11 protein-coding genes and 1 pseudogene are annotated in these 16,835 nt (G+C 38.1%); 2 read left to right on the top strand and 10 right to left on the bottom strand.

What is annotated here, in order from left to right:
• Nucleotides 1–127 precede the first annotated feature (127 nt).
• The 7 genes and pseudogenes from PSF86_RS11545 to PSF86_RS11515 all read right to left on the bottom strand — a co-directional run.
• Nucleotides 128–331, bottom strand: a pseudogene (locus PSF86_RS11545) (helix-turn-helix domain-containing protein); the annotation flags it as partial.
• A gap of 67 nt (nucleotides 332–398) precedes the next feature.
• Nucleotides 399–872, bottom strand: a complete 474-nt coding sequence (locus tag PSF86_RS11540; RefSeq protein ID WP_277900240.1) for a GNAT family N-acetyltransferase — start codon at nucleotides 870–872, stop codon at nucleotides 399–401.
• A gap of 198 nt (nucleotides 873–1,070) precedes the next feature.
• Entirely contained in the window at nucleotides 1,071–1,883 is an 813-nt protein-coding gene (locus tag PSF86_RS11535; protein WP_277900239.1) for an alpha/beta fold hydrolase, read from the bottom strand.
• Nucleotides 1,884–2,107: 224 nt separating this feature from the next.
• Complete coding sequence (locus tag PSF86_RS11530) at nucleotides 2,108–4,231, bottom strand: Tex family protein (RefSeq protein WP_277900238.1); 2,124 nt, start codon at nucleotides 4,229–4,231, stop codon at nucleotides 2,108–2,110.
• 22 nt (nucleotides 4,232–4,253) lie between these two features.
• A complete protein-coding gene (gene metG / locus PSF86_RS11525) occupies nucleotides 4,254–6,350 on the bottom strand; it encodes a methionine--tRNA ligase (protein ID WP_277900567.1) in 2,097 nt (698 codons plus the stop codon).
• A gap of 86 nt (nucleotides 6,351–6,436) precedes the next feature.
• Nucleotides 6,437–8,113: a DUF1501 domain-containing protein gene (locus tag PSF86_RS11520; protein ID WP_277900237.1), complete on the bottom strand. Its 1,677-nt coding sequence runs from the start codon at nucleotides 8,111–8,113 to the stop codon at nucleotides 6,437–6,439.
• Nucleotides 8,114–8,120: 7 nt separating this feature from the next.
• The gene (locus tag PSF86_RS11515) at nucleotides 8,121–9,566 is read right to left on the bottom strand and encodes a DUF1800 domain-containing protein (protein WP_277900236.1); all 1,446 of its coding nucleotides are present in this window, start codon (nucleotides 9,564–9,566) and stop codon (nucleotides 8,121–8,123) included.
• Between the two features lie 446 nt (nucleotides 9,567–10,012).
• Here PSF86_RS11515 and PSF86_RS17810 point away from each other — a divergent pair, with 446 nt between their 5' ends.
• Nucleotides 10,013–10,147, top strand: a complete 135-nt coding sequence (locus tag PSF86_RS17810) for a hypothetical protein (protein WP_338424029.1) — start codon at nucleotides 10,013–10,015, stop codon at nucleotides 10,145–10,147.
• A gap of 94 nt (nucleotides 10,148–10,241) precedes the next feature.
• Nucleotides 10,242–10,901 (top strand): aspartate kinase, encoded by a 660-nt coding sequence (locus tag PSF86_RS11505; protein ID WP_277900235.1) that lies wholly within the window; start codon nucleotides 10,242–10,244, stop codon nucleotides 10,899–10,901.
• Between the two features lie 4 nt (nucleotides 10,902–10,905).
• On the opposite strand, the gene PSF86_RS11500 is transcribed toward PSF86_RS11505, so the two are convergent.
• From PSF86_RS11500 to galE, 3 genes are all read right to left on the bottom strand, one after another.
• The gene (locus PSF86_RS11500) at nucleotides 10,906–12,216 is read right to left on the bottom strand and encodes a TlpA family protein disulfide reductase (RefSeq protein ID WP_277900234.1); all 1,311 of its coding nucleotides are present in this window, start codon (nucleotides 12,214–12,216) and stop codon (nucleotides 10,906–10,908) included.
• Nucleotides 12,217–12,268: 52 nt separating this feature from the next.
• Nucleotides 12,269–15,631 carry a transcription-repair coupling factor gene (gene mfd / locus PSF86_RS11495; RefSeq protein ID WP_277900233.1) on the bottom strand — a complete coding sequence of 1,121 codons (3,363 nt, stop codon included), beginning with the start codon at nucleotides 15,629–15,631 and terminating at the stop codon, nucleotides 12,269–12,271.
• 164 nt (nucleotides 15,632–15,795) lie between these two features.
• Nucleotides 15,796–16,815 carry a UDP-glucose 4-epimerase GalE gene (gene galE, locus PSF86_RS11490; protein ID WP_277900232.1) on the bottom strand — a complete coding sequence of 340 codons (1,020 nt, stop codon included), beginning with the start codon at nucleotides 16,813–16,815 and terminating at the stop codon, nucleotides 15,796–15,798.
• Between the last annotated feature and the right edge of the window lie 20 nt (nucleotides 16,816–16,835).

Raw genomic sequence — 16,835 nt, 5'->3', positions numbered from 1 at the left:
ATTTTTAGTAGTCAAAAAATGGAGGGAGTAATTGTTTTGCTTATTGCAGGGAAATATTTAAAAAACTTTAGCAGTTGTTTTTATAAATATCGGTTTGTGCAATGACTACTATTGTTGGCAAACGTTTTTATATTTGTAAAGTCAGGTTCAATTTTGCTCCTAATGCATTGAAAGTTTTCATCACAGTTTCAAAAGTTACATTTCCTGTGCTATTTTCAAGTCTTGAAATCTGAGCTTTTTTTACTCCAACTAATTCGCCCAATTGTTCTTGTGTCAATTTTCTCTTTTTCCTAGCGGTTTTAATCATATCTCCAATTAGTTCAAGTTTTAGTTCAAATTCATATTCGCCTCTTTCATTTGTTCCTTTTTACCGCTAAATCTAAAATGATTTTTCCATCTTACTTTTTAGTTGATTTCCATATGACTTTAATTCCGTTGATATTTTTCTTTTTCAGTTGAATATCTGTTCGTATTTCAAATCCGTTCTTGCGATAAAATCCAATCGGTGATGAATAGTTTTCCCCATTTTGTTTGGGTTCGTTGTCATTGTCAATAACCCAGCCGTTCAATTCTGAATTTCGTTCTTTTGCCAAATTTAAAAATCTGGAACCTAACCCTTGTCCTTGCAGGGAAGAATCCACGAGCATCGCAAAACACTGCTCATTATCCCTTATAAAATAAATTAGCCATCCTTTTACAGTTTCGTTTTCATCGGAAAGCAATATGTGGTTTTTGTCGGAAAGTTTATCAAGATATTGGTCGAATTCGACTAAATTGCGGAGGCTTAACTCTTTTGGGTATTCGTTGTTCCACAATTGAATTACCTCAAGTTTTTGTTTCTCATTCAAGATTACTGTTTCCGTAAAATTCATTTTCCGATTCCAATTTTGATTCTGGGTATAATTTTTTTTCAGCTTGCTTACAACGTTTAGTATATGCAAAGTAGGTGATTTCGGGCTTCAAACTTATCAAACCGTTGAGAAGTTGATGCGGTCTACAGCCCATGAATTTACTACTATCTCGCCTATGTGTTTGTATAGCATTGTTGGCAACTGTTTTTCTTTTATTCATTATTTTTTCAAATATCTATCCGATTGTGTCTTGTTATCTATTCCACCAAGGAATTTAAGTGCTTTTGAAGTGAACGGAATCTTTGCGTCATAAATTGGTACATGTTCGCCACCTGAAATAATCCATAATTCGGAATTCGGAATAAAACGTTTCATGCTTTCAGAAATTTCAATCGGGAAAAAGTTATCACAATCTCCTTGTACAATAAGCGTTTGAGCAGTAATGGCTGATAAATCTTGTTCAGTTAAACTCATATCGTCATAGTTTTCTCCCAATGCGTTAAATTGAGCAATAAGTTGACGTATTTGTTCATCTCCACGTTTTGCACACTCTCGATACATTTCTCGTACTTCCTGTGGCAAGGTTTCAAATGAAGCTCTGCGCATAATGGCTCTTGCTTGTTCGGGGAAATAAGAAGTTGCACTAATTAATATCATTGAATCAATGCGCTTGGGTTGGTTTATTGCCATATGCAGTAGAGTCATACCACCGGAACTCATTCCCATGGCAGAAAAACTGTCAATCCCTAACTTGTCAAGCAAAAAGAACACGTCATTTGCAGAATCCTGATGAGTGAATTTATTCACTGGATTTGTTGAATATCCATGTCCGCGCATATCTATGACTATCAAACGATAATTCTCTGAAAGTTTAGATATAAAAGGATGCCAATTCTGTGAACAACCACCAAATCCATGCAAGAGCACTAATGGTTTTCCATCTCCGTATTCCTCGTAGTACATCTCAAAATCATTAATCTGAACGGTATGACCAAAAGAATTTGTCTTTTTAGATGCGTATTTAGTTTTCAAGTGTATCTCTTTTAAATGGTTGCCAACTCCCAAATATCATTAGTCAGTTTTTTAAGGAATTTTGGGTCAGAATGTTGTTTAGCTCTTTTTATGTTCTGAAATATTTTCTTTCTTTTAAGTCTTGTTTTGCACAAATTTAAATACTTCTTTCAATATATTTACAACCAACTCCCTCACCATCCAAAACTGGGTTTACATCACCTTCAAAGATACCTTTTTTAGACTTAAAAATTCATGGAAAGCTGAATACGTTTACGTTGCATGTCAACTCCCAATACTTTTACCTGTACATGTTGTTGGAGCGTTACCACTTCGTTAACATCGGTAACATAAGCATTGGTGAGGTTTGAAATATGCACCAAACCACTTTCTTTTATGCCAATATCCACAAAACAGCCAAAATTGGTGATGTTGTTTACAATCCCCGGAAGGATTAGGCCGGATCTTACATCGTTTATGGTTTTAATATTGGGGTCAAATTCAAACATTTTTGCCTTTTCTCTTGGGTCCACGCCGGGTTTTTCCAGTTCTTTAAGAATGTCTTTAAGCGTTGGCAGGCCAACTTGGGCGGTGCAATATATACGGAGGTCAATTTTTTTAATCAGCGGTTTGTTTCCTATCAGTTCGTTTACGGCAATTTTCATGTCTGTTGCCATTTTTTCTACAATTTGATAGCTTTCGGGGTGTACGGAAGAATCGTCTAAAGGGTTGTCGGCATTTTTTATGCGAAGAAACCCGGCACTTTGCTCAAAAGCCTTGTTTCCTAAACGGGCAACATTCTTGATTTCTTCCCTTGATGTAAACGGACCGTGTTCTTCACGATATAAAACTATATTTTCTGCCAGTTTCTCACCAATTCCCGATACATAGCTCATAAGCGGTTTACTGGCCGTATTTATGTTTACGCCAATTTTGTTTACACAACTTTCCACAACACGGTCGAGCTTATTTTTAAGTTTGGTCTGGTCCACATCGTGTTGGTACTGGCCCACGCCAATAGATTTTGGTTCTATTTTAACGAGCTCGGCCAAAGGATCGGCCAACCTTCTCCCAATGGAGACCGAGCCCCTTACGGTAACATCGTAATTTGGAAATTCTTCCCGGGCAATTTTGGAAGCCGAATAAATAGAGGCACCCGCTTCGCTAACCACAAAAACCTGTACATCGCTATCAAAACGGATGCGTTTTATTAAATTCTCGGTTTCTCTGGATGCGGTTCCGTTACCAATGGCAATGGCCTCAATTTTATAGGCGTTTACCAAGGTGTTTATTTTTTTAATGGCTTGTGTGGCTTCTTTTCTTGGTTCGTGTGGGTAAATGGTTTCGTTATGAAGCAGTGAGCCTTGTTTATCGAGGCAAACAATTTTACAACCGGTCCTAAAACCGGGGTCTATGGCAAGAATTGTTTTTTCGCCAAGCGGCGGACATAACAATAATTGTTGCAGGTTTTTTTCAAAAACGGTTATGGCCGTGTCGTCTGCCTTTTCTTTTGCATTGCCCAATGCTTCATTTGATAGGGCAGGGGCCAACAACCTTTTAAACGCATCTTTTACGGCCAATTCTATTTGGGTTGCGCATTCGTTGTTGGATTTAATAACACGATTCGCTATCATATCCAGTGCCCTGTCTTCATTAATGGTGACTTTTGTTTTGATAAAGCCTTCGTTTTCAGCCCTTAAAATCGCCAACAACCTGTGCGATGGGCATCTTTTTAACGATTCTGACCAATCAAAATAATCCCTGAATTTTTGAGCTTCTTCTTCCTTTTTTGTTTTTACAATTTTGGTAGAGATTTCGGCATACCGTTCGTATTGGTTTCTTAACAAATTTCTAATATCAATCCGTTCATTAACCCATTCGGCAATAATATGCCGGGCACCTTCCAAAGCTTCTTCTTCTGAAGAAATGGTACTATTGATGTATTTTGAAGCAACAAACTCCAAATCATTGGCATTTTGGGCCATGATTATTTTTGCAAGCGGTTCCAGGCCGTTTTCCCGTGCTGTATCTGTCTTGGTCTTTCGGGTTTTCTTGTACGGGAGGTACAAATCTTCCAAATCTACCAAATTGACGGTTGCTTCAATTTTTTGTTGAAGCTCGTTTGTAAGTACTTCTTGTTCTTCAAGCGATTTCAAAATGGATTCTTTTCGCTTTTGAAGAGTTTCAAATTCTTTTTTAAAACTATCAATTTCACCAATTTGTACTTCGTCTAAATTTCCAGTGACTTCTTTTCTATACCTAGAAATAAAGGGAATAGTACAATCCTGTTCAAGAAGTGCAATGGTATTTTCAATGCTCTTTTTTGAGACTGAAGTTTTAACACCGATGTATTCAATGAGTGTTTGCATGATTGTTTTAAACCGTTTTGATTTAGCTGATTAATTTTCCATTGCCTACTTGGTCTTCGTCTGGGTTGATAAATACAATTTTTCCGTCGTTGTTTTCGGTCATCAATATCATTCCCTCGCTCATAACGCCACGTAGTTTTCTAGGCGCAAGGTTTACCAAAACAGTTACTCTCTTACCAACAATGTCTTGTGCTTTAAAATCTTTTGCAATACCGGAAACAATAGTTCTCGTATCAATTCCGGTATCGACTTTTAGCACCAGCAATTTATCGGCTTTTGGCATTTTTTCGGCTTCCAAAATGGTTCCTGTACGGATGTCGAGCTTTACAAAATCGTCGTAAGTAATGGTTTCCTTTTGTGGCTCTGTTTTAGGTGTATTTGCTTCGTTTGCGGCTTTGTTCTCTTTTTTGGTAGCTTCCAATTTGTCTAATTGTTTCTGTATTTCCCCGTCTTCTATTTTAGTGAATAACAATTCGGCTTTGTTAATGGTATGTGCCGCCGGCAATAAAATATTTTCTTCGGCAATATCGTTCCATAACGGAGCCTTGTCCAATGTATTAAAAGCAAGGATATCTTTTAGTTTTTCTGAAGTAAACGGTAAGAAAGGCTCGCTTAAAACAGCCAATGTAGAAGCTATTTGCAAGGCAATGTACATAACGGTTTTAACCCGTTCTTCGTCTTGTTTTATTACCTTCCATGGTTCTTCATCGGCCAGGTATTTATTGCCGAGCCTGGCAAGGTTCATCAATTCTTGCGAGGCTTCCCTGAAACGGTATTTTTCTATGGAAGCCGATAAAATACGGGGGTATTTTTTTAGTTCTGAAAGGGTTTGTTTGTCAATTTCAGAAAAAGCAGCTGGCTTGGGAATTTCTCCATTGTAATATTTATGGGTTAAAACCACGACACGGTTGATGAAGTTGCCAAAAATGGCCACCAACTCGTTATTATTGCGGGATTGAAAGTCTTTCCAAGTAAAATCGTTGTCCTTGGTTTCGGGGGCATTGGCGGTAAGTGTATATCTTAAAGCATCCTGTTTTTCAGGAAAATCCTCTAAATATTCATGCAGCCAAACGGCCCAGTTTTTAGAAGTTGAAAGCTTGTTGCCTTCCAAATTTAAAAATTCGTTAGCGGGAACATTCTCCGGTAAAATATAATCTCCGTGCGCTTGTAACATGGAAGGAAATATAATGCAATGAAAAACAATATTGTCTTTTCCGATAAAATGGATTAAACGTGAATCTTTCCAATAAGGTTCCCAGTCTTTTCCTTCTCTTTTTGCCCATTCTTTTGTGGAAGAGATATAGCCAATCGGGGCGTCGAACCAAACGTACAATACTTTTCCTTCGCCACCTTTTACCGGCACCGGGATGCCCCAATCTAGATCTCTTGTTACGGCGCGGGGTTTTAAGCCTTCGTCTATCCAGCTTTTTACCTGGCCATACACGTTGGGTTTCCAATCGCTTTTATGCCCTTTAATAATCCATTCGCGTAAAAATCCGTCGTATTTATCGAGTGGCAAAAACCAATGTTTTGTTTCTTTTAAAATAGGAACAGAACCTGTAATGGTAGATTTTGGATTTATAAGATCTGTTGCGTTTAAGGAGCTTCCGCAATTTTCACATTGATCACCATAAGCGCTATCGTGCCCACATTTAGGGCAAGTTCCGGTTACAAAGCGGTCGGCAAGAAATTGTTGGGCTTCTTCATCGTATAACTGTTCGGTAACTTCTTCAATAAATTTATCTTCTTCATACATTTTCTTAAAGAAGTCGGAGGCTGTTTTATGATGAATTTTAGCAGAAGTACGGGAATAATTATCAAAGGAGATTCCAAAATCCTCAAACGATTTTTTTATAATTCCGTGATATTTGTCTATTATTTCCTGAGGCGAGACACCTTCTTTTTTTGCTTTCATGGGAATAGCAACGCCATGCTCGTCGCTTCCGCAGATAAAGGCTACATCTTTTCCTTTTAATCTTAAATATCGGGCATAAATATCTGCCGGAACATATACGCCTGCTAAATGTCCAATATGTATAGGCCCATTTGTATATGGTAGGGCCGCCGTAATGGTAAATCTATTTTTGTTTTGGGGTGTATCGTTGTATTTCTGTGACATCATCAAAATTTATTCAAGTCACAAAAATAATCAATTTCAACAGAGTTTAAAGCTAAATATCACAAGGTTTTAAACAGTCCCGGACGTTAGCTCAAAATTACTGATTTGCTATAGATTTTTCCGTTGTATGAAATGCTGTAAATATACTGCCCGCGACTCAGTCTGTTATTGGTATTTTCTTTAATATTGACCTTAAATTTACCTTCTAGCGACATTTCGTTTTTAAGGGTGCCCAAATCTTGCCCAAGGATATTGTAAAGCTTAATGACCACGTGTGATGCATTTGGTACAGAATAGTTTATAAATACATTTTTGCCATCACCATAAGAAGGGAAATGGTCAAAATTTGTTATTTCTTCTTCAATGGGCTCTTCAACTTCGGGTTCGTTACCGCCATCTGCAATTGGCGGTTCGCCTTCTATAACGGTGTTGTCTTCGTTAGAACATGGCATTCCCATCCCGAGCAGGGTAGAGGCCCGTCCGTTTAATGCGGCGCTTACCAAAGTAGCATCAATACAAAGCCACTCGGCCATAATGGAGGCATAAACATCTCTAAAATCAATGGAATTTTGCAAGTTCCCGCCTCTAATTAAATTGTTTAAATCGGGATGCTCCCCAATAAAGCCCTGACTTTCCATTCCAGGTCCAAAAAGTAGCATGGGCGCGGCTGTACCGTGGTCGGTGCCAAACGATCCGTTTTCGTAAACCCTTCTTCCGAATTCTGAAAAAGTCATGGTAAGCACTCTTTTGTGGTGTCCGCCTGCTTCCAGATCTTTAAAAAAACTGTCTGCCGAATTTGCAATTTCTGTCATTAATTTTTGATGGCGTTCCGGTTGTGCAGAATGCGTATCAAAGCCACTTAGGCTTACCATGTATATTTTTGTGCCTAGCCCGCCTTTAATCAATCTGGCTACAGTTGCCAATTGTCGGGCAAGTGAACCTTCGGGATATTCAACCGAATTGGATGCCGCTTTAAAAGCATCGGAAATTATACCGGAATATTCATAAGTGGTGTTGGCGGTGCCCCTTAAAAAATATAGCTGTTCTTCGTAAGTACATTCTGGAATAAGGTCGTGAAGGCTGTGCACAACACCTTCCTCTGCAATTCTTTCCAGTTCTGTAACGTTGTTTATGGTAAAGGCGTAGTTTACATCTTCGCCTTGAAAAATTAGGTTTCCGATATTCCCTACTTGAATGGCCGCCGGATCTGTTGGAGGGTTTAACAGATAATTGGAAAAATCTTCATGATTATCGAAATAGCGGCCCATCCACCCCGTATTTGTATGGTTTTCCAAATCTGTTGAAGCAAAAATATCCGAAGAACTGAAATGCGACATGTTATGGTTTTCGTAGCCCACGCCGTGAATTACCTTCATTCCGCCGTTGCCCCATAACGTTTGTAGTGAATCCATGTATTTTGGAATATAAAAATCGTCGTTGAGGCGGGTTAGATTGTTAAAGGGAATGTGGATTTTAGGCCTGTAATTTGCATAGGTGTCAAAATCGTATACCGGAACAATAGTGTTTAATCCGTCATTTCCACCGTTGAGCCTAATCAGGATAAGAATATTATCGTTTTCTGATGCAGCCAGAGCTGCGGTTAAAGGAGACGGAGAGGAGGCCGATAAAATATTGCCCCCTAATAGCATCGATCCAGAGCCGGCCAAACCTAGTGCCTGCAAAAAAGACCGACGTGACCATTTTTCGTGCTCTTCGTCATGTTTTGCTTTATTGTTGAAAGGAGTATAGTGATGATTGCACATAGCTTGGTTATTTAAGTTGAAATTCTGGTTGTTTGATGAGGTGCTGTAAAAGTTGAAAGACCTGCGTAGAAGCATAAGAGCTTAATAAGTTCCAATTTCCTTCATCGTAATAATTTTGAGGGACATTGCTCTTAAAAACATCGATGCAAATATTGTAATCTTCCGGGGTATGCAGTCCCAATGGCAAAAACCAATCTACAATTTGTCGGGTAATATCTTCGGGATCTGTATTTCCGGGGCCGCCGGCAATGTCCATGGCAAAATTTGCAAACTGTTCTTCGTCCATACCGAAAACATCGTTTAAGTAAAACTCCAACATTTTCCACCTTCCAATCATGGTATTTGGACCAATCCAATCGCGGTCACGCTGCCATCCCGCTACATCAACAGGATTGAATATTTCCTGGCCTATCATCCCACAAATATTAACTCCGCTCATCAATAGATCGTCGTTGATGGAAAATCCGCTTTCATTTACAAAATTCAGGAAAACATCATAATGACTTTTAATGATGACACCGCGGGCTTCTTCATCAAAAAAATGCTCGCTGGAGAAAAGTTGTATGAGTACCGGAGCCAATTCAAAATCGTTGTCAATAAAGGTATTGGCCAACTCTTGGGTTATTTCGGGTATTTGTAGAGGATTTACAAAGAACTCGTACAGCTTTCCGCAGATAAAATTGGCAACTTCATTGGGGCGCTGCTCAAAAAGGATGTCTATAATATCGCTATATACCCAAGATCCGGTTTGCCCAAAGATGGTTTTGGTAGTATCGTCAAAAGCATCGGGGTTAAATATTATTTCTCCACAGCCTTCGTTACGATTGGTATAGCCCGTTAAGGCTCGGGCCGTTTCCTTTATATCTTCTTCGGTATAACCAATTCCTTCACCCATGGTAAAGAGCTCGTAGAGTTCACGGGCATAGTTTTCGTTGGGGTTACCCTTACCGCTTCGGTCGCCATTTAAATAAGTAAGCATGGCGTAGTCAATACCGATATCATGAACAAATGTTTTAAAGTTTCCTACCGCATGCAGCTGTAATAAATTAAAATATCCATATAAGTACGACGGGCAATTGTACTCTTTAAGTTCGGTAACAAAATGGTTGTGCCAGAAAAAACTTAGACGGTCCCTAAGGTTATTGCCCCTTAACTGATTAACATAGGTGTTTTTCCACTCGTTAATATGGCCTCGTTTAATTTCCCCGTCTTCCTCAGGGTAAAAGGTATTGTCCCATGTTGCCCATTCTGGGGCATCGGTAGTGGCCAAGTTAATGGCTTCGGTAACAATTTCGGTAGCCAATTGCGCTGCCGATTTTCCTGTTTGGTTTTGTATGTTGTTGTATGAAAGTCCAAAACCGGCCCTTCTGTATAAATGTAAGACATCCTTTTCGCCCAAAGGATTGGAATATGGGGAGAGCGTGGCTGTATTACAATTGGTTTTTGCCAGCATTTTTGTTAGGTTTTTGGGTGTTAAGTTGGTTTTGTTTGGGTTTCCCCTTTGTTTATATACGTAAGTAGCTATAAATAAGGATTACCGATAAATGTACAAAATATGTATTTGTGCGGATATATTTTTTTACCTAATATGCTGAAAAACTTGAAGTTATTTCGTTTTTTAAGCGGGAATTCTATAAATAATAATTATTAACGCTAAAATAGCGGATATTGTTTTCGTGGCCGAACATAATGAATTTGGAAAAAAGCTGAAAAAATGGCTGTTGAACTCCTTAAAAAAAAGGGTACGATATTTTATGAACAAATTATAGGTTTGACAATGCCGAAGTAGATATTATTGCCCTTGACAAAGATTTTCTGGTGGGGATAGGAGTTAAGGCCAGAAGTTGACTGTTTTATGGAGACCCCCAAAGTTTTGTAAATAAGAAGAAAATCAAGCTCATGGTAAAGGTCATGAACCATTATATTGTTGAAAACGATTTGGATTATGAGGTCCGTTTTGATATTGTGGCGGTTATTAAAAGCAAAGAAATGTATGATATTAAACATATTCCTGATGCTTTTTATTATTTTTGAATTGTTATAAATAAAACATTTCGTTTTATTTTTTGCTTTTAAGAAAAAGATAACTTACTTTTATCGCTCCTAAAAACCAAACCAAAGACCAACAATGAAAACAATATCGTCTGTTGTAGAAAACTACATTAAATCAAAGCCATTTTTACAAAGTGCGCTGGCCCAAGGAATTATAAATCTTACATCGCTTTCCAGGAACATTAAACCAGAAATTGAAGAACAGCTCGGTAAAGACGTTCGCAACGGGGCCATTGTAATGGCATTAAAACGCCTTTCTTCTGAACTGGAATTTAGGGCCACCCACCGAATTTTAAAAGTGCTTAAAAATATTGGTGAGATAACTGTGCGGTCTTCCTTGAGTGATTATACCTTTTTAATATCCGATACGATCTTGAACAAACAGGCAAGATTGTTACAAGAGATTAACGATAACAAAGATGTATTTTATACTTCTTCCCGAGGGGTTAACGAGACCAATATTGTGGTAAGCAACTCCATGAACGATATTGTTGAAAATATTTTTAAAGACGAAAAACTTACCCAAAAAGTAGATAAGCTTTCTTCTATAAGTGTAAAATTGCCCGAAGAAAATGTTATTATTCCGGGGATTTATTATTTTATTTTTCAACGCTTGGCTTGGGAAGGCATTATTCTACACGAGGTAATATCTACCACCAACGAGTTTACCATTATAGTTGGGGAAGACCAAATAGACATTGCTTTTAAAGTAATAAAAGACCTTAAAGGGCTTTAGAAGCCTATTTTGCGATTGTATTAATTGTTTTTTCCAAGTCTTCTAAAGAATCGGGTTTAGCAACTATTTTTTTATCTGCATCCAAAACAAAATAGGTGGGAGTAGCAGTAATATTGTATTCCTTGGCAGTGGCATTGTCCCATTTTCCCGCTCCATAGACCTGAATAAAATCCGGGTACATTTTTATAGTGTCTTTCCATGGATGCTCATCATTTTCCAGGCCGAAAGCAACTACTTGAAGTGTGTGTTTATCCTTATTGGCCAAGAATTTTTTTACTTCTGGAATTTCTTTTAAGCAATGTGAGCAAGTACTGCTCCAAAATATTAAAAGGTAATGCTTGGCATTGTTCAAATCGGAAAGTTTTCTACCATCGTCCAGATTAAAATCCGGGGCTATGGCACCAACGCCGGCCCTTTTATATGTTGCAATTTCGTCAAGCAATTTAATGTCGCCCTGTTCTTTTGACATTTCTTCCAGGTAATTGTTCGATATGTAATTAGCAACTTCCATGTCTTTATCCGCAACGGCATTATTCCATACACTTGTTAAAACACGCTTTTTAACATAAGGGTTGTCTCCAATAGCTGTCATTGCATTGTCTATATTGTGCATATAAGACTGGGTGTCGTTCTTGCTTGAAAATTTAAAAATATATGAAATGGGGATATTTACCAGATAAAAAGATTCCTTGAGCACCAGGTCGTTAAAATCTACATTTTTAAAAAATTCTTCCTTTTCCAGTGCATTATATTCCTTTTGGCTTATTTTCTTTTCCGGTATAGGGATTCTTCCCGTTTTGATAAAATGATTGGCAAGCATGTCCTCACTTTTAGCTTCATATGTGGTCTGTACTGCCTCGATAGCATTAAAAACATTGATAAATGTTTCTTTTGATACATCGGGTGCAAATACCGATGTTAATAGCTGTTTGGCTTCATTAAATCTAGTGTCGTATTCCTGTAAAAGCATATTTTCTTCAGAAGATAAAAAAGTAACGCCTTCTTTTTCTTTAAAAGAAAAGGAAATATCTTCATTTCCATCATAAATAAAATCAAAATGGTTTGCAATACGTGGGATACCAAAAACAAGTTGATACATTCCGGGCTCCATTTCTTCGTCAAGTGAAAAGCCTATTTTTCCTTTATCATCCAATCCGGTATATGAGATATAGGTGACATAATCTTCTGCATCAGGTTGGATTTTGTATAAAAAAACCTTGCTGTATTGCTCTTTTGGAGCAAATGTACCAGAAATGGTATGTTGGGAAATGCAAAAACAGGGGAGTGCAAAAAATAATAGGACTAATTTTTTCATGACATTATATAATTAGAGTCGTATAAATATGCAATAATTGTTATTCTTTTTCTTACACAAGAAAAGGTTTTAATACTTGTAATGCTTTGTTTACAGATTTTATGCTTTCAAAAGTAATTAGTAAACGCAGGCCATTACGTGTTTGTTTTTCTTTAATTTTACAAATATTTGGATGTGTTTGTACATATTGTAAAACATTTTTAAAGCATGGACTTTGGTAGAAACTGCTTTGTTGGTCCGATATAAAATAGCCAATCATTTTACCTTGCTTTAATACAATGCGTTCCAGGCCCATTTGCGTGGCAATCCATTTAATACGGACACTATTCAACAAATCGACAGCTTCTTCCGGAAGTTCCCCAAAGCGGTCGGCTAATCGGGATTGATAGGCTTCAAGCCCTTCTTCGTTTGTAATATTGCTCAGCTCGTTATAGAGGTTTAAGCGCTCGGTAATTGCGTTGATGTAATCGTCTGGGAACAATAATTGAAAATCGGTATCCAGCTGTGTTTCTTTTACGTAAATTTTATCTTCTTTTTTTTGGTCGTAGAGGTCGGAAAATTCATTTTCCTTTAATTCTTCAATAGCTTCCTGAAGTATTTTTTGATAGGTGTCAAAACCAATTTCATTTATAAAGCCACTTTGTTCACCACCAAGTATATCTCCGGCACCCCTTATTTCTAGATCTTTCATTGCAATATTGAAACCACTTCCAAGTTCTGTAAATTGTTCCAAAGCTTGAATACGTTTACGGGCATCATCAGTCATAGCAGAATAAGGAGGTGTTATAAAATAGCAAAACGCCTTTTTGTTACTTCTGCCTACACGTCCGCGCATTTGGTGTAGATCCGAAAGCCCGAAATTATTGGCATTATTAATAAAAATTGTATTGGCATTGGGCACGTCGAGTCCGCTTTCAATGATAGAAGTTGCCACCAGTACATCAAAATCGCCCCGCATAAAGCTCAACATTAGCTGTTCCAGTTTTTTTCCGTCCATTTGTCCGTGGCCAATGCCAATTTTGGCATCTGGAACCAAACGCTGGATCATTCCAGCCACTTCCTTAATGTTTTCTATTCTGTTATTGATAAAGAAAACCTGCCCACCCCGTTGAATTTCGTATGAAATAGCATCTCGGATCACCTCTTCGTTTAATTGAATAACCGTACTTTCTATAGGATACCTATTTGGTGGTGGGGTCGTTATAACTGATAAATCGCGGGCTGCCATTAAGCTAAACTGCAACGTCCTCGGTATTGGTGTAGCCGTTAAGGTAAGTACGTCTACATTTTCTTTAATGGTCTTTAATTTATCTTTGACAGAAACCCCGAATTTTTGTTCTTCGTCTACAATGAGCAATCCGAGGTCTTTAAATTTTACGTTTTTGTTTACCAGTTGATGTGTTCCAATAATGATATCTACTTTTCCTTCGGCCAGCCTTTCCAAAGTGTATTTTTTTTCTTTGGCAGTCCTAAAGCGGTTAAGGTAATCTATGGTCACGGGCATATTGGCCAGCCTTTCGGTAAAGGTTTTATGGTGCTGAAAGGCCAGAATGGTGGTAGGCACCAATATGGCAACCTGTTTTCCGTTGTCAACAGCTTTAAAGGCAGCACGTATGGCTACTTCTGTTTTGCCAAAGCCTACATCCCCGCATACAAGCCTGTCCATGGGCTGTTGGCTTTCCATGTCTCGTTTTACATCTTCCGTGGCTTTGCTTTGGTCGGGCGTGTCTTCATAAATAAAAGAGGCTTCTAGTTCGTTTTGCAGATAAGAATCGGGACCGTACTGAAATCCTTTCTCTGTTTTCCGTTTGGCATAAAGTTTTATAAGGTTAAAGGCAATTTCCTTAACCTTGCTTTTGGTTTTCTTTTTAAGGTTTTTCCATGCTGCGGAACCTAATTTATATATTTTTGGGGTTTTGCCGTCCTTACCATTGTATTTGGTAATTTTATGGAGCGAATGAATACTTACATATAAAATATCGCGTTCTCCATAAATTAACTTGATGGCCTCCTGTAATTTCCCCTCAACCTGAATTTTTTGCAATCCGCCAAACCTACCAATCCCATGGTCGATATGCGTAACATAATCGCCTATTTCCAAGTTGGTCAATTCTTTAAGCGTAATGGCCTGTTTTTTGGAATATCCGTTTTTAAGCTGAAATTTATGGTAGCGTTCAAAAATTTGATGGTCTGTATAGCAGGCTATTTTATGCTCATGATCTATAAAACCTTGGTACATGGAAAACACAATGGTTTGGTAATGTACGTCTTTGTCTACGTCGTTAAAAATATCGTGAAAACGTTTTGCCTGCTGTTCGGAAGCGCAAACAATATAATTTTGATAGCCTTTTTTGTAATTACCGTTAAGGTCTTCAATCAACAAGTTAAACTGTTTGTTGAATGAAGGTTGTGGTGATGTCTCGAAAGCGATGGTTTCTTGATTTTCCTCCCTTGTCTCTGTCTTGGAAAGTTCCACCGTATTGTAATTGGCCAGTTGATTTCTTAGCAATGCACCGGTACAGAAAAGTTCTTTTGGAGGAGTATGCTTTATGTCTTTTGAAAGGGTTTTAAAAGCTTCCTCGGCTTTGCTGAACAAATCGTTTACTTTTGAAAGGAACAGTTCTTTATTTTTGAGGAATACTACAGTTTTTGATGATGTATATTTTAAAAAACTTTCGCGGTCTTCTTCCAGCAATTTGTTTTCTACATTGGGGATAATGGTAATTTTTTTAAGCTTTTCGGTAGAGAGCTGCGTTTCAACATCAAAAGAACGGATGCTGTCAACCTCATCGCCAAAAAATTCAATCCGGTAGGGTTCGTCATTCGAAAAAGAGAAAACATCTACAATTCCCCCGCGTACGGAAAATTCGCCGGGCTCCGATACAAAATCAACCCTCTTAAACTTATATTCAAAAAGCGTTTCGTTTATAAAATCAGTAGAAAGTTTGTCGTTTAAATTGATTTTTAAGGTGCTTCGTTCCAGTTCTTTTTTAGTCACCACCTTTTCAAAAAGAGCTTCCGGGTAGGTTACAATAATAGCTGGTTTTTTTCTAGAATTGATCCTGTTGAGTACTTCGGCCCTTAAAAGAACATTTGCATTGTCTGTTTCTTCAATTTGATAGGGCCTGCGGTAACTTCCGGGATAAAAAAGCACATCTTTATCACCAATAAGTTGCTCTAGGTCGTTTAAATGGTAAGCAGCTTCTTCTTTGTCGTTAAAAATAGCCAAAAAGGGCAAGGAGGCTTCCTTAAAGGCGTTTGCCATAATAATTGACAAAGATGAACCAACAAGGCCTTTTAAATAAATATTGTTTTGGGTCTGGGCAACAGAACTCCCTAATTTCTGCTGTTGCAGAGATTCTTTATACGTAGATATAACCTGATTTAAACCAGATAGCGTGATGGTGGTACTCACTAAATCTTCTTTTCCTGCAAAGATAGTTTATCGAACTTTCATATGAAAGTGATCCTTTCTTAGAGGAATTATAATTGCATTTTGCTGAAGGGAATAACCTAAAAAGTCAGTTTAAGCATAACAGAAAGGCTCAAAACTGACTTTTCAATATTTTATTTGTTTATTTACTTTTCTCTCACTTTTTGTTCCCATTTCCAAGCCGAATCCATGGCCTCGTCCAGAGAAGATTTGGCTTTCCAGCCTAGTTCGTCATTGGCTTTGGCTGTGTCGGCGTATGCGGCAATTACATCGCCGGGGCGTCTGTTTACTATTTTGTAATTGAGGGGCTTGCCGGCTACCTTTTCAAAACTGTTTATAACTTCCAGAACAGAGCTTCCTGTTCCTGTTCCAACGTTAAAGACTTCATAGTTGGACTTGTTTTTGTTGTCAATAAGGCGCTCTAGTGCAACTACATGGGCCTTGGCCAGATCCACGACATGAATGTAATCGCGAATGCAGGTACCGTCTTCAGTAGGGTAGTCGTCCCCAAAAACCGAAAGCTGTTCTCTTATTCCCACTCCGGTTTGTGTAATAAAAGGAACGAGGTTTTGTGGAACCCCAATAGGAAGTTCGCCTATATTTGCGCTTTCGTGTGCACCAATGGGATTGAAATAGCGCAATGAAATTGCTTTGATATTTTGGTGTACTTTGCAGGTGTCCTGAATAATTTCTTCCCCAATCTGCTTAGTGTTTCCGTATGGAGACTCTGCCTTTTTTACCGGGGCATCTTCGGTAATGGGTAATTTATCTGCTTGTCCGTATACGGTACAGGAGGAACTGAATATAAAAGGGGCGTTTTCTTTTGTTGCGAGCTCTTTTAATAAATATACAAGCGTACTTATATTGTTTTCGTAGTACAATAATGGCTTTTCCACACTTTCGCCCACTGCTTTTGAAGCCGCAAAATGTATCACCCCTGCAATATCGGGATGCTCTTTAAAAAAAGCAGAAACGTTATTTTTTTCGCGAAGGTCAAGTTTCTGAAATAAAGGTTTTTCCCCGGTAATGGCCGTTATGCCGTCTAATACATCCAAAGAAGAATTAGAGAGGTTGTCTATCACGATTACTTCAAATCCTTTGTTTTGAAGCTCTACGACCGTATGGGATCCTATAAAACCAAGTCCTCCGGTAACTAATATTTTCATTAATTCAGTTTTTATTTTTA

The sequence above is a fragment of the Galbibacter pacificus genome (genome assembly GCF_029603165.1).
In the GTDB taxonomy this organism is placed as follows: domain Bacteria; phylum Bacteroidota; class Bacteroidia; order Flavobacteriales; family Flavobacteriaceae; genus Galbibacter; species Galbibacter pacificus.
This window is presented reverse-complemented; position numbering and strand designations above follow the sequence as displayed.